Here is a 14,698-nt window from a genome sequence, read left to right on the forward strand (position 1 = left end):
GGCCGCGTTCAACGGCCGTTGCTGTATGTTGACGTTTTGCTGTTCAGTTTTCAAGGTTCAAGTTGTTCGTCCTGTAAAAGCAACTTCTATAATTTAACATCGTTCTTCGTAAGAGTCAAGCTTTTTTATTATTGTAAAAAACTTAATTTCCCTTAGCGACGTGTATTATCATAATACATTTCACTCGAAGATGTCAACGGTTAAAGCGAAAAAAGTTTAAAAAACTTAAATCTTCGTTTTGGCACTCCTTTAAATCATTATCCTTCCGCCATCCTCAATATGCAAACTCAATAAGAAAAGCTGCCTCCGAAAGACTAGACACCGCCTTTCAGCTGCAGCTCCTATTGGATTTTGCCTCTGCCCGCTCACCAGCCATAACAATGAACTGCACAACCGCTCTTCTTCCACTTACAACTTCATATAGAAAAACCCATTGGAAAAGCGCATTGACCTCCGCCGCTTCAGAAAGAAACTTTTTGGTTTTAAAAGCCACAACTACAATCGATTAGTTTTTAACGTAATAATATCTATGGAAGATCCCTTCACTCTTGGTCGTCACTCCATTAATAAAAATCAGTTCTTTGTCTACAAGATATTCGATGAATACCTCGAGATTGGATGAGTAGTTTTTCAATTCTTCCTGCTCATGCAATTCCTGGATTGTCCAGCTGCTTTGTTTTTCCATGACTTCTCTTATATGAAGGGCTCCGTCCTGTGTCCGCGAATGAATGTAAAATTCACTGGCCAGAAATAATAATTCAAGCCGCTTATCGATTGGCTCATCACTCGATATCAATTCTTCATATAGTTTATAGATGGCTGGCTCCATTTGTTTCACTTGCGACCAGACCGTCACTTCTGGAGGCAAACCGTTTTCCAAAACCGCCAAACGCGCCAAATGGTGAAGCGACTCTACCATGTGGTGGTAAGCATCCATGTAGTTTTTTTCTTCGAAGAACGTCTTTCCTTCCATATAACGGCGAATCAGTTTGGCAAATTCTATTCCCATTTTAATTTTGCGCCCGTAGAATGGATAATCCTTCAGTTCGGTTTTCAATTTCTCCATATACTCATTGCGGTCATATACTACACGGCCATAAAAAAGCCAGTCAACGATTTTCCTGTTTGTGCCAAGCAGCAGCCATTTATGTAATTGCTTCTCGGTAACAATGTGCATTGCAGCTTTCTTATCCAAATACGTGTAATGCTTTGTGAAGACAGGGGTATCATTTTCTTTGGTGATGATCAGCAAAATCGAATCAAATGTATCCGTAATCTGGCTGTCTTTTTCTCTTTTTTCGACTAAGATCACACCCAGCGTACTTTCCTGACTGGCGCGTTCCTGGTAAATAGGTCGTAGTATTTGTTCCATCAATTTTCACTCCTTGCTGTCTCTATCACATTCCGCCATCAAGTTGAACGGAGTGGCCCATAATGAACTGCAACTTGTTTCATTCCCTTAAATGTCTGCCGGGGTCTCCCCGCTCTCTTTATCTCAAACTTTGAAACCGGGTGCTCTGGTTTCTGTTATTCTCTATTTCGACATATTTATTGTCAATTCCTTCATTTCAAAATCGATATCACTTTTTAAGGGCAATTATGATATAGTATGATGGATGCAAGGAGGAAATAAACCATGAAACCTTATAAAAATAAAATCAACCGCATTCGGACGTTTGCGTTGGCTCTGATCTTTATCGGAATCGTTATTATGTACGTCGGTATTTATTTTAGAAATCACCCTGTTGTAATGGTGATCTTTATGCTGCTTGGTGTCATTGCGATCATCGGAAGTACAGGTGTCTATGCTTGGATCGGTTTGCTTTCCATGAAAACCATTCCTGTTGAATGCCCAAATTGCGGTAGACATACAAAAATGCTTGGCCGTGTAGATATCTGCATGCATTGCAACGAACCTTTGACAATGGATCGTTCACTTGAAGGCAAGGAGTTTGACCAGGATTATAACAAGAAAAGCTCACAACAATAAAAAAGAAGCATGCCGCGCAACAGCGGCATGCTTCTTTTTTTGCTATAAAATTCTTTATTGGGCTTTTGCTGTTTTGCCTAAACAGCCCTGACAAGTACCGTAGATTTCAAGACGGTGATAATCCACTTGGAATCCTGTAATGTGAGAAGCCAAATGCTCGACTTCATCCAGTCCCGGATAATGGAAATCAACGATTTTGCCACAGTCATTACAGATAATATGATAATGATCATGCGTTACAAAATCAAATCGGCTTGAAGAATCTCCGTAAGTCAACTCTTTTACCAATCCTGCTTTTCTGAACACACGTAAATTATTATAAACAGTTGCAACACTCATATTAGGAAACGTTTTTTCAAGAGCGCGATAAATGTCATCCGCTGTTGGGTGTGTTGTTGAGTGAATCATATACTCCAAAATCGCGTGGCGTTGGGGTGTGATTCTTACACCTGTAGACTTCAAAGCATCAAGCGCGTCTTTTAATTGTACTTCAGACATCGCCGTGCACCTCACTTCATAGATATTCTTACATTGTAATCGTTATAAACAGTGTACCTAATAGGAGTGGGGGATGTCAAGAAATCACTATACTGCCGCCGTTTGCCACGCGTTTTTTCTATTGTTTTTCGTGAAGGCCCTTCTCTTTTCTTCCGAGGCGCTGATTGACTAGACGCGCTGCGACGAATAAAAAGTCTGATAGGCGATTCAAATAAGCCAGGACATTCGGCGAAACATCTTCCCCGATTGACAACGTTGAGCGTTCGGCCCGTCTGACGACAGTGCGCGCCACGTGAAGGGCAGCTCCCGCTGGATGGCCACCCGGCAAAATGAAATTGCTGAGCGGTGGAACTTCAGCATCGTATAGATCGATCCACTGCTCGAGTTTAAAAACATCCTCTTCAGCCAATTTCCACTTTACTTCTTTGCCTTTCGGCGTCGCCAATTCCGCTCCCACGTGAAATAAAGTTGTTTGAATCTCATGAAAAACCTCTAAAAGCGCTTCTTTCTCGTCAAAGAATTCGGTATTCATGTGACCGACTGCCAAGCCGATCAATGAATTTGCTTCATCGCATGTTCCGTAGGCTTCTACTACCGCATCATTTTTGGCGACACGTGTTCCGTAAACCAAAGAAGTTGTGCCTTTATCACCGGTTTTCGTGTATATTTTCATGTTCAATACCCCTTTTCCATATTCACCAGATTTGCCGGGACGGTTTGGCCAGCCAACCACTCTTTGAGATTTGGAATAAAAACATCCAGGGCACGTTCCACATATTTACCTGAATGACTCGAGACATGAGGTGACACAATTACATTCTCCATTGACCAATAGGGATGGCCTTTTGGAAGAGGTTCCTGTTCAAAAACATCCAGCACTGCAAAAGCAACTTCTTCGTTTCGCAACGCATTCAGCAAAACTTCATCTGAAACCAAGTCGCCTCTTCCCAAATTCATGAACAAAGCCGTTTTTTTCATCGCTTGGAAATGCTCTTCCTTCAATAGATACTTGGTTTCTTGTGTACTGGGTAAAATTGAAATGATGTAATCCGCTTGCGGCAACTTTTCCAAGATGGCTTCAAAGGAAACCATTTCATCCATGTTGTCCGCTTGCGCTCCAGAGCGGTTACAGCCAATGGTGATGACGCCGAACGCCTGCAGCAGACGTCCGATTTCTGATCCGATCGCACCCGGTCCGAGAATCAGCGCCGTGGTACCATGCATTTCAGAAGAATGCGTTCTTCTGTTCCATTCCTTGTTACGCTGGTTATCATAAATCGTCGGCAAGGAACGCTTCAATGCCAATAGATGGGCCAACGCAGATTCGGCCATCGGTATTTTGTGGATCCCTTTGACATTGGACACCGTAATATCCCGCTCCGCAATGGCTTGATGCGGAAGCTTTTCAATTCCGGCACTGGCCACCATGATCCATTGCACCTTTTTGGCAGTTGCGATGTCTGCTGCCGTCAAATCTTCTCCGTACGTGACAATGATATCGGCGGAAGGCAAATGTTCTTTGTCTTTATAGAGGAAACGAAAATTAACTTGCGGAAATTCGCTTATCAGCCTTTGTTGTTGATCTTCTTTTGGAATGAACGTGAACAGGATTTCCATGAATATCTCCCTTCTTACTGCTTACTGATTTCTTTCAAGGTTTCCAGGACATCCTGGATGTGATTCGGCACTTTGACTTTGCGCCATTCTTTTACGATCATTCCTGTCGGATCGATCAAGTAAGTCGTACGTTCAATACCCATGAATTTCTTGCCGTACATATTCTTTTCGACCCAAACCCCGTAGTCTTCAGAAACCTTATGATCTTCATCGACCAACAGCGAGAAGGGCAGTCCGTGTTTTTCGATGAACTTATTGTGACGGTCTTCCGAATCTGCACTGACGCCAAGGATCACTGCATTGAGTGCAGAAAAATCAGCCTGGGCATCGCGGAAATCACAGGCTTGTGTCGTACAGCCGGGTGTCATGTCTTTCGGATAGAAATACAGCACGACGTATTTATTGCCGGCAAAATCCTGTAAAGAAACCATTTCCCCCGCTTCGTTCTTCAATGAAAAATCCGGTGCTTGTCTTCCTTCCAATACAGTCATTTTCAACACTCCTTTTCTTCTCTCTATCGTACCGAACCCCAGGTCCAGTTTCAATTTCTTTGGCGTTTAGGACTAAATTTGTCTACAATAAGGAATAGATTAATCATAGGAGGCAATTATTCAATGAATCATTCAGCATCAGAAAAGCTTCATGAAGAAGCATTAAAACACATTGTAGGTGGCGTCAACAGCCCATCCCGATCTTTTAAAGCCGTGGGCGGCGGTTCGCCAGTCGCTATGGAACGTGGAAAAGGCGCGTATTTTTGGGATGTCGATGGCAATAAATACATAGATTATTTAGCTGCTTACGGTCCAATCATCACCGGCCATGCACATCCGCATATCACGCAAGCCATCACACACGCTGCAGAAACCGGACTACTGTACGGCACGCCAACACGGCATGAAGTCACTTTCGCTGAAATGCTGAAAGAAGCTATGCCTAATATGGACAAAGTACGTTTCGTCAATAGCGGAACAGAAGCGGTCATGACGACGATCCGTGTATCCCGTGCTTACACTGGGCGGACAAAAATCATGAAATTCGCTGGCTGCTACCATGGCCACTCCGATTTGGTTCTTGTAGCTGCCGGATCTGGTCCTGCTACACTTGGAACTCCTGATTCAGCAGGTGTCCCAAAATCCATCGCTGAAGAAGTCATCACCATTCCATTCAATGATCCGCAAGCATTTGCAGAAGCCATGGAACGTTGGGGCGAAGAAATTGCCTGCATCCTGGTTGAACCGATTGTCGGCAACTTCGGAATCGTTGAGCCGAAAAAAGGCTATTTAGAAGAAGTGCACCGCATCGCCCACGAAAAAGGCGCGTTGATTGTTTATGACGAAGTCATTACGGCTTTCCGTTTCCATTACGGCGGTGCACAAGATATGCTTGGCTTAACACCAGATTTAACGGCTCTCGGAAAAATCATCGGCGGTGGATTGCCGATTGGCGCATACGGCGGTAAAAAAGAAATCATGGATACAGTCGCTCCTTTAGGGCCCGCTTATCAAGCCGGAACAATGGCTGGCAATCCCGCTTCAATTCAAGCCGGGATTGCCTGCTTGGAAGTGCTTCGCGAAGAAGGCGTGTACGATAAAATGGATAAACTCGGCGCACAACTCGAGAAGGGCATTTTGGCAGCAGCTGAAGAATTCGGTGTGACGATTACCCTTAATCGCCTAAAAGGCGCATTGACCATTTACTTTACGGATGTGAAGGTCGAAAACTACGAACAAGCAGAAGCTACTGATGGCGAAATTTTTGGCCGTTTCTTCAAATTGATGTTGCAGCAAGGCATCAACTTGGCTCCTTCAAAATACGAAGCCTGGTTCTTAACCACCGAGCATACCGAAGAGGATGTAGAAGTTTCCATTCAAGCGGTACGCGAGGCATTTAAACAGTTATAATTAGAATAAAACACATTGTGGGGAAGGAGTCCTTAAGTAAATGAAATTAGGTGCACGTATTTTAAAAACCGGCGTGGCCATTTCTATGGCCCTGTTCCTGGCCAGCTTACTGGAATTGCCCTCCCCTGTTTTCGCTGGAGTCGCAGCCATTTTCGCCATTCAGCCATCGATCTATCGGTCTTATCTGACTTTACTTGATCAGATTTACGGGAATTTGATCGGTGCCGCCATAGCCATTACTTTTGTGCTGACAATGGGCAGCAATTATCTAACCATCGGAGCAGCAGCCATTTTAGCCATCGTCCTGTTGCTGAAATTGAAACTGGAAAATACGGTATCTTTGACGTTGGTGACCATCATCATCATTATGGATTCCCACTCCGCCGACTTCATGACCTTCGCTTCATTGAGATTCGGTACTGTTCTGCTCGGGATTTTGTCAGCATTCTTCGTGAACCTTATTTTCTTGCCTCCTAAGTATGAAACACGGCTGTTTACATCCATCCATGAAGTGAGCGAAGAAGTGATTCGGTGGATTCGCGTTTCCATCCGCCATGCGTCCGATCATGTTTCAGTGAAAGAAGACATTGATAAATTGACGGAAAAGCTCGTAAAAGTGGATCAATGGTATTCGTTTTACAAAGAAGAACGCAGTTATACAAAAAAACAGCAATACGTAAAAGCACGCAAATTAGTGTTGTACCGCCAGATGATTTCCACATCCAAGAAAAGCCTAGAAGTATTAAAGCGATTAAATCGTTTTGAGAACGAAATGATGGAGCTTCCTGAGCATTTCCATATGATGGTACAAGAACGTTTAGAGAGCCTGGCCAGCTACCATGAGCAACTTTATATGAAATATGTAGGCAAAATGCGCCCCGAACACAGTGAGGGCTCAGGCGCAGATGCCATCATGAAACGCAATGAAGTGATGACGATTTTTGTAAAAGAAATAAACTTGGCACATGAAGAAAATGAAGATGAATTTTCGGTCTATCATTTAATGCATGTACTATCAGCCATATTGGATTATGAAGAACAATTAGAGCATTTGGATTTGCTGATTATCGCTTACTTGAATTACCATTCCGAAGAAGTGGACAGCGACCTTGAAAATGCCATTTAAAAAAACGTGCGGGGCAAATTGCCCTGCACGTTTTTTTAAGATTTCATTCGCGGATCCAATGCATCGCGCAAACCGTCACCCATCAAGTTAAAGCCTAAAACTGTCAACATGATTGCTACACCTGGAAAAATCATGGTCCATGGGGCATTCGTCAAATACGAACGTGAATCAGCAAGCATCTTGCCCCATTCCGGCGATGGAGCCTGCGCTCCCAAACCGAGGAATCCAAGAGCTGCTGCTTCGATGATAGCAGTCGCAATCGCGAGTGTACCTTGAACGATCACCGGTGCCATGGAATTCGGCAAAATATGTGACACAAGAATCCGATTATCTTTCATGCCGATCGCTTTCGCGGACATGATGTATTCATCTTCTTTGATGCTCAATACCTTCGAGCGGATCAAGCGGCCAAAGTTCGGCACATTGATGATGGCGATGGCAATGAGTGCATTGCGCAGTGATGGTCCTAAAACCGACACAACGGCAATCGCCAATAAAATACTTGGAAACGCCAGCATGATATCGAAGATGCGGGAAATGATGGTATCCACCCAACGGCCGTAATATCCCGCTAAAATCCCCAAAATACTGCCGACGACAACCGAGCCGATAACCGCTAAAAATCCGACCCATAAGGAAATGCGGGCCCCGTATACCACACGCGATAAGATGTCCCGGCCGAAATCGTCCGTCCCCATCCAATTTGAGGAAGAAGGAGGCATAAGCCGTTGAGACAGATTTTGTTCATTGATGCCTTGCGGTGTCAACAGTGGCCCGAAAATTGCCAACAGGATGAAGAAAATGACAATCCCCATTCCCACTACCGCTACTTTGCTTTTACGGAAACCACGCCAGGCCTCTTTCCAGGGGCCGGCGACTTTCTGCATTTCCGCTTGTTCTTGTTTGATTGCTGTTTCAGCCAATGTACGTCTCCTCCTTCCTAGTCATATTTGATGCGTGGATCGACCAAGCCATAAAGCAGATCGACAAAAAGATTGATCATGACAAAAATAAACGCGACAATCAGAATTCCAGACTGGATGACCGGATAATCACGGAATCCAATCGCTTCATAGATGTAACGCCCAATTCCAGGCCAACCGAAAATGGTTTCCGTCAAAATAGCACCGCCAAGCAGCAGCCCCATCTGGAGACCGATAATCGTTAATACCGGAATGATGGCATTTTTAAGCGCATGTTTGTAAACTACCCAAAACATCGACAATCCTTTCGAGCGCGCCGTCCGGACATAATCCGAGCGCATGACTTCAAGCATGCTCGAGCGCGTCATTCTGGCAATGATGGCCATCGGGATCGTCGCTAATGCCGTACCCGGCAAGACCAGATGCTTCAATACTGTAGATAATTGATTAAAATCACCCGAAATCAAAGTATCGATCACATAAAATCCGGTTATGACATCCACAGGATCTCGGACATTTTCACGGCCTGTGGTTGGGAGGATCCCCAATTCAATCGAGAAAATCCATTGGTTCATCAGCCCCAACCAGAAGATCGGCATTGATACCCCAATCAATGCGATAATCATAGCCAAGTAATCAAACCAAGAATTCTGGAACCATGCAGAAATGATGCCCGCATTGATTCCAATAATAACGGCAATAATGATGGCGAATAAAGAAAGTTCAATGGTTGCAGCCAAATACGGCCATACTTCATCCACTACTGGAGTTCTCGTACGAAGTGACTCTCCCAGATCGCCTGTGACCAGTCCTTTCAAATAATCAAAGTACTGGATATACCAAGGATTGTCCAACCCCAAATTTGTTCGTAATGCTTTTATCGCTTCTTCGGATGCTTGTTGACCCAGGATGACTTGTGCAGGATCACCAGGAATTGCGCGGATGATCATAAATACGATAAATGTCATGCCGAGTAAAACCGGGATTAACTGTAGAAGCCGCCTTCCGATATAGTGAAGCATCTTCTTCACCTCTCCATCTCTTGCAATATGTATAACAGGAAGAAAAAAAGGGAGGAAATCATCTGACTTCCTCCCTTGAATAACCTACTCTAAATCTACTGAAGCCAATTTATCAGAACCAGTTGGATGCGCTTTGAAATTGATGACGTTTTTCCCACCAGCTAATAGCGGTGTAGAGTGTGCAAGCGGTACCCAAGGTGCATCTTCATGGATGATTTCCTGGGCTTGCATGTACAAGTCGTTTCTTACGTCTTCATCAACTTCTGATTGCGCCTGGATCAGAACATCGTGCAATTCCTGGCTTTCGTAATACGTGTAGTTATTTGTCCCAACATTGTCTTGGTCAAGCAAGGCATATAGGAAGTTATCTGCATCGCCGTTATCGCCAGTCCATCCAAGAAGGAATGCATCAGCTTCTCCGTTTGCAGCTTTTTCAAGATAAGTAGCCCATTCAAATGACACGATTTCAGCTGTTACACCGACATCAGCCAAGTTCTTTTGAATCGCTTCTGCTACTTTTTGGCCATCCGGCATATATGGACGTGGAACCGGCATTGCATACAGTTCCATTTCAAAACCATCTGCCAATCCTGCTTCAGCCAATAATTCTTTTGCACGTTCAGGATTATAATCATATCCTTCAATACTGTCGTTATATCCGCTGATTACCGGCGGAATCGGGTTTTTCGCTACTTCTGCACGCCCTTCGAAAAACGCATCTACAATCGCTTGTTTGTCAATCGCGTGGTTGACTGCCTGGCGTACTTTTGGATCGTCAAATGGCTCACGTGTTACTGTCATTCCCAGGTAACCAACGTTCATGGATGGACGTTCAAACAATTGAAGATTTTCGTCTCCTTCGATTGTTGCGCCATCAGAAGGCGTGATGCCGTCTGCCAAGTCAATTTCACCTGACAATAAAGCATTTAAACGAGCAGAGTTATCTGGAATCGCGCGGAATACCACTTGATCCAATTTCGGCTCGCCATCTACCCAATAATCATCGAATTTCTCAATTGTGATGGTGTCATTGCGTTTCCATTCAACAAACTTGAATGGCCCTGTTCCGACTGGGTTATCCCCGAATGCATCTCCTGCTTCTTCAAACGCAGTTGGTGAGGCAATGCCGAACGGGCTCATCGCCAAGTTTTTAAGGAATGGTGCCTGCGGGCGTTTCAGTGTGAAGACCACTTCATAATCACCCGTTGCTTCAACAGATTCAATTACATTGCCTTCTTCATCACCGTATCCACCAAACATAGAACCATAGTAAGGGAATTTTTCTCCATCACCGGCTGCCCAGCGTTCGAAGTTCTTAACTACTGCTTCTGCGTTGAAATCAGTGCCATCGTGGAACTTAACCCCTTCTTCCAATGTGAAAGTATACGTTAATCCGTCTTCAGAAGGTGTCCATTCAGAAGCCAAAGCTGGTTCGATTTCTGTATCCTGTTCACCAAAATTCACTAATGTATCAAAAACGTTTTTTGTTACTTTAAAAGACTCACCGTCTGTAACAGTAATCGGATCAAGAGAAACCGAGTCGCCTCCGCGCCCAAAGATCAATGTTTTCTCTTCAGTGGATCCGCCTTCGCTTCCACCTTCGCCTTCGCCGCCTTCTGACCCGTTATCAGAACTACAGCCATAAAGAGCTGTGGATACTAATAAAAGAAGCAGAAATGCCCACGATAAGAACTTTTTCTTTCCCAAATTAACCCCTCCGTTTTTTCTATTTATTATCATTGCGGCCTGCATTCTTCGTAAAGATGACAGGCAACAGAATGACCTTTTTCAACCTCTGCAAATATTGGTACAGCCTGGGAGCAGATATCCATTTTAAAAGGACAGCGTGTATGGAACCTGCAGCCGCTCGGTGGATTTGCAGGGCTTGGCACATCTCCAGAAATGACAACTTCTTCACGGACAAACTCCGGATCAGGCACCGGCACCGCAGCCAATAAGGCTTGTGTATAAGGATGCAGCGGTTTTTCGTAAAGATCCTCTGTATCGGCGAGCTCCGCCATCTGCCCGAGATACATAACGCCCACGCGGTCACTTATATGGCGAACCACCCCTAGATCATGGGCAATGAATATATAAGTCAGTTTCAGCTCTTTCTGAAGATCCTGCATCAAGTTCAATACCTGTGCCTGAATCGATACATCAAGTGCTGATACGGGTTCATCTGCAATGATCAACTTCGGATTCGTCATCAACGCACGCGCAATTCCGATGCGCTGGCGTTGACCTCCGCTGAATTGGTGCGGATAACGTTTGGCATGGTAGCTGCTCAAACCGACAATCTCCAGAAATTCATGGACTTTCTTTTTGCGTTCTTTCGGATCGCCTATATTATGGACGTTAAGCGGTTCCATTAAAATCTTTTCGATGGTGTGGCGTGGATTCAATGATGCATAAGGGTCTTGGAAAACCATCTGGATATCACGGCGCGCTTTACGCATATCGTTGTTCGACAAACTGGTCAATTCCTGCCCGTCAAATGTCACGGTGCCTTCTGTCGGTTCCAAAAGGCGCATCAGCATCCGGCCAGTCGTCGATTTTCCACAGCCCGATTCACCCACAATCCCCAGCGTTTCACCTTCCTGGACAGTAAATGACACATCATCCACCGCTTTCACATGGTTGCTGACTCTGCCTAAAACCCCTGATTTAATGGGGAAATATTTTTTCAGCCCTTCAACTTTTAACAACGGTTCTGTCATGAGACTGTACCTCCTTCGGATCAAATAGGAAACAACGGGTTTGATGATTATCCGCTGTTTGGTACAGTTCCGGTGTTTCTCCGATGCAGCGGTCAAAAGCGAATTCGCAACGCGCTGCGAATTTGCATCCTGTTTTAATGGTTCCGGGCTTCGGTACGTTTCCGGGAATCGAATACAGACGCTCTTTTTTGAAGCGCATATCTGGAACCGATTCCAGCAATCCTCTTGTATAAGGATGCTGCGGATCATTGAAAATTGTGTGGACCGGCCCTTCTTCGACTACTTTCCCGGCATACATGACCACGACCCGTTCGCAGGTTTCAGCGACAACACCTAAATCGTGGGTGATCAGCAAGACAGCTGTATTCAACCGCTCATTTAGGTTTTTGATCAATTTCAGGATCTGTGCCTGGATGGTCACATCAAGTGCCGTTGTAGGCTCATCTGCAATTAAGACTTTCGGATCACACAGAAGTGCCATAGCGATCATGACACGTTGGCGCATCCCACCTGACAATTGGTGCGGATATTCCTTCATTAAACCTTCTGGGCGAGGCAATCCTACCAGTTTCATCATTTCGATGGCGCGTTCCTGAATTTGTTTTTTCGACCAATCCTTCTTATGGATTTTAATCGCTTCCCGGAGCTGGTCACCGATGGTAAACAACGGATTCAATGAAGTCATTGGTTCTTGGAAGATCATGGCAATGTCATTGCCTCGGATGCCCCTCATTTGTTTTTCGGAAAATTTTGTTAAATCTTTATCCTGAAATAAAATTTCGCCTCCGGTGATTTTCCCTGGCGGACTTGGTACCAGCCCCATAATAGATAGTGAAGTGACACTTTTTCCGCATCCAGATTCCCCTACAATGCCAAGCACTTCCCCTTCTCGTATGTGAAAATCCACATTATCTACTGCTGGTATCTCTCCATCATCAGTGAAAAAAGTTGTTTTCAACCCTTTAACATCCAAGATGGTTTTGCGTTCATTCATGATGCTCCCCCTTTGGCACAAAAAAATGATTCAGACTATTCTTCTTCTTTCAATTATACGTAATATTACTATTAATGCAATATTTCTTTTTTGGAGTTTTTGGAAGTCCAGCACATAGAAAAAGCCTCCAATAAATTGGAGGCTCCTGTGTTTTTCAATTGAAATGCTGTACTTGGAAGAGATTATAGTAGACGCCCTGCTGTTCCATCAGTTCAGTATGTGTGCCGCTTTCTGAAAGTTTGCCATGGTCGATGACCAGAATCTGATCTGCATGGGTGATGGTTGAAAGACGGTGTGCCACGATAAGAGTCGTGCGGTCATGAGCCAGACGTTCCAAGGAATCTTGGATCAGCGCCTCACTTTCTAGATCAAGTGCTGAAGTCGCTTCATCAAGAATGAGGATCGGTGGATTTTTCAGGAACACTCGTGCAATTGCCACGCGCTGCTTCTGTCCGCCTGATAATTTGACTCCACGCTCTCCGACTTTCGTATCATATCCTTCCGGCAGTTCAGAAATGAAATCATGGGCATTCGCAGCTTTCGCTGCCGCAATCACTTCTTCATCCGTTGCTCCCGGTTTCCCCATTAAAATATTTGCTTTCACTGAATCACTGAAAAGGATGGAATCCTGAAGAACCAATCCGATCTGGTCACGCAATGTATGGGTCGTCACATCGCGCAGATCATGGTCATCCATATAGATGCCCCCGCTTGTCACGTCATAGAAACGTGGGATAAGGGAAACAATTGTTGATTTCCCTCCGCCGCTCATTCCAACAAACGCAACCGTCTCTCCTGGTTTCACCGTAAAGTTCAAGTCAGACAATACTTCCGTTCCGCCATCATTATAGTGGAAAGACACGTCGCGGAATTCCAGTTTGCCATCAACTACAGCCAAATCATGGGCTTTTTCCTTATCGGTTACATCATAGTCTTCATCCATCAATTCAAAGACACGGTCCATGGAAGCAAGCGATTGTACCAACGTCGTCGAAGAATTGACCAACCGGCGAAGCGGATTGTACAAGCGCTCGATATACGCAATAAATGCCACCATCGTCCCAAGCGTCAAATTGCCTTGGATGACCTGGTAACCGGCATACCCAATCACCAGCAGCGGTGCGACATCCGTAATAGTGTTTACGACCGCAAACGCTTTGGCATTCCATTTAGTATGGTCAATTGCCTTTTCCAGAAATTGATCGTTGGTATCGTTGAAAATTTTCTGTTCATGCTTTTCAAGTGCAAAGCTTTTGATGATGCTCATTCCCTGCACTCTTTCATGAAGGTAACTCTGCACATTGGCCAGAGCCTGTGAGCGTTCCCGTGTCAAATCGCGCAAGCGGCCAAAGAAATACTTGACGCTGAACGCATAGAACGGAAACGCCAGCAATGCAACAATCGTCAAGGAAACATCCATCGTCAACATGATGACAATAGCAATGAGTATCGTCGCTAAATCGAGCCAGACATTCATCAAACCGATCATAACGAAGTTTTTGGTCTGCTCGACGTCATTGATGACGCGTGAAATGATTTCGCCTGCCCGCGTATTGGCATAATAGCGCAAGCTCAATCGTTGCAGATGGCTGTAAAGATACCCCCGGATATCATAAAGGATTTTATTGCTGACGTATTGTGCGTAATACTGCCGGTAATATTCAATCGGCGGACGCAGCAGGAAAAAGACAATCGCCGTTCCGCCGAGCCATAGATACAGCTGTTCCAACTTCTCGGCATTCGATAAGGCATCCGCTCCGATAATATCATCAATGACGATTTTGATCAGCAATGGAATAAACAACGGGATCGCAAACTTAAATATCCCGATAAAGATTGTCAACGCAATCTGCCAATAATACGGTTTGACAAATTGCATATAGCGTTTCATACTGCTCAAAACATTC

General features: G+C 44.7%; 14 protein-coding genes. 3 read left to right on the forward strand and 11 right to left on the reverse strand.

All coding sequences use genetic code 11. The features are described 5' to 3' along the window. Nucleotides 1-505: 505 nt before the first annotated feature. Entirely contained in the window at nt 506-1,372 is an 867-nt protein-coding gene (locus IRE19_RS17155) for a nucleotidyltransferase-like protein (RefSeq protein ID WP_191716758.1), read from the reverse strand. A 264-nt stretch (nt 1,373-1,636) separates the two neighbouring features. On the opposite strand from IRE19_RS17155, the gene IRE19_RS17160 reads away from it, so the two are divergent. Further along, entirely contained in the window at nt 1,637-1,990 is a 354-nt protein-coding gene (locus IRE19_RS17160) for a YgzB family protein (RefSeq protein ID WP_191716759.1), read from the forward strand. A gap of 54 nt (nt 1,991-2,044) precedes the next feature. Here IRE19_RS17160 and perR read toward each other — a convergent pair whose 3' ends face one another. From perR to bcp, 4 genes are all read right to left on the reverse strand, one after another. Then, complete coding sequence (gene perR, locus IRE19_RS17165) at nt 2,045-2,488, reverse strand: peroxide-responsive transcriptional repressor PerR (RefSeq protein WP_203341334.1); 444 nt, start codon at nt 2,486-2,488, stop codon at nt 2,045-2,047. Nucleotides 2,489-2,606: 118 nt separating this feature from the next. Further along, nucleotides 2,607-3,161: a cob(I)yrinic acid a,c-diamide adenosyltransferase gene (locus IRE19_RS17170; protein WP_203341335.1), complete on the reverse strand. Its 555-nt coding sequence runs from the start codon at nt 3,159-3,161 to the stop codon at nt 2,607-2,609. A gap of 2 nt (nt 3,162-3,163) precedes the next feature. Then, on the reverse strand, nt 3,164-4,105 hold the full coding sequence (locus IRE19_RS17175) for a D-2-hydroxyacid dehydrogenase (RefSeq protein WP_203341336.1): 942 nt from the start codon (nt 4,103-4,105) through the stop codon (nt 3,164-3,166). A gap of 14 nt (nt 4,106-4,119) precedes the next feature. Continuing rightward, nucleotides 4,120-4,596 (reverse strand): thioredoxin-dependent thiol peroxidase, encoded by a 477-nt coding sequence (gene bcp, locus IRE19_RS17180; RefSeq protein WP_191716763.1) that lies wholly within the window; start codon nt 4,594-4,596, stop codon nt 4,120-4,122. A 123-nt stretch (nt 4,597-4,719) separates the two neighbouring features. On the opposite strand from bcp, the gene IRE19_RS17185 reads away from it, so the two are divergent. Together IRE19_RS17185 and IRE19_RS17190 are read left to right on the forward strand one after the other, a co-directional pair. Beyond that, a complete protein-coding gene (locus tag IRE19_RS17185) occupies nt 4,720-6,006 on the forward strand; it encodes a glutamate-1-semialdehyde 2,1-aminomutase (protein ID WP_203341337.1) in 1,287 nt (428 codons plus the stop codon). 40 nt (nt 6,007-6,046) lie between these two features. Further along, entirely contained in the window at nt 6,047-7,132 is a 1,086-nt protein-coding gene (locus IRE19_RS17190) for an FUSC family protein (RefSeq protein ID WP_203341338.1), read from the forward strand. Between the two features lie 35 nt (nt 7,133-7,167). Here IRE19_RS17190 and IRE19_RS17195 read toward each other — a convergent pair whose 3' ends face one another. From IRE19_RS17195 to IRE19_RS17220, 6 genes are all read right to left on the reverse strand, one after another. Beyond that, a complete protein-coding gene (locus IRE19_RS17195) occupies nt 7,168-8,019 on the reverse strand; it encodes an ABC transporter permease (protein WP_203341388.1) in 852 nt (283 codons plus the stop codon). A gap of 53 nt (nt 8,020-8,072) precedes the next feature. Continuing rightward, on the reverse strand, nt 8,073-9,077 hold the full coding sequence (locus IRE19_RS17200) for an ABC transporter permease (RefSeq protein ID WP_203341389.1): 1,005 nt from the start codon (nt 9,075-9,077) through the stop codon (nt 8,073-8,075). Nucleotides 9,078-9,161: 84 nt separating this feature from the next. Then, complete coding sequence (locus tag IRE19_RS17205) at nt 9,162-10,784, reverse strand: ABC transporter substrate-binding protein (RefSeq protein ID WP_191716766.1); 1,623 nt, start codon at nt 10,782-10,784, stop codon at nt 9,162-9,164. 29 nt (nt 10,785-10,813) lie between these two features. Continuing rightward, nucleotides 10,814-11,797 (reverse strand): ABC transporter ATP-binding protein, encoded by a 984-nt coding sequence (locus IRE19_RS17210; protein WP_191716767.1) that lies wholly within the window; start codon nt 11,795-11,797, stop codon nt 10,814-10,816. Continuing rightward, on the reverse strand, nt 11,772-12,791 hold the full coding sequence (locus IRE19_RS17215) for an ABC transporter ATP-binding protein (protein ID WP_203341339.1): 1,020 nt from the start codon (nt 12,789-12,791) through the stop codon (nt 11,772-11,774). The genes IRE19_RS17210 and IRE19_RS17215 overlap by 26 nt, the downstream gene beginning before the upstream one ends. 154 nt (nt 12,792-12,945) lie before the next feature. After that, entirely contained in the window at nt 12,946-14,691 is a 1,746-nt protein-coding gene (locus IRE19_RS17220) for an ABC transporter ATP-binding protein (RefSeq protein ID WP_284700320.1), read from the reverse strand. Nucleotides 14,692-14,698: the final 7 nt, after the last annotated feature.

The organism is Planococcus beijingensis, assembly GCF_016820615.1.
GTDB classification, from domain to species: Bacteria; Bacillota; Bacilli; order Bacillales_A; family Planococcaceae; genus Planococcus; species Planococcus notacanthi.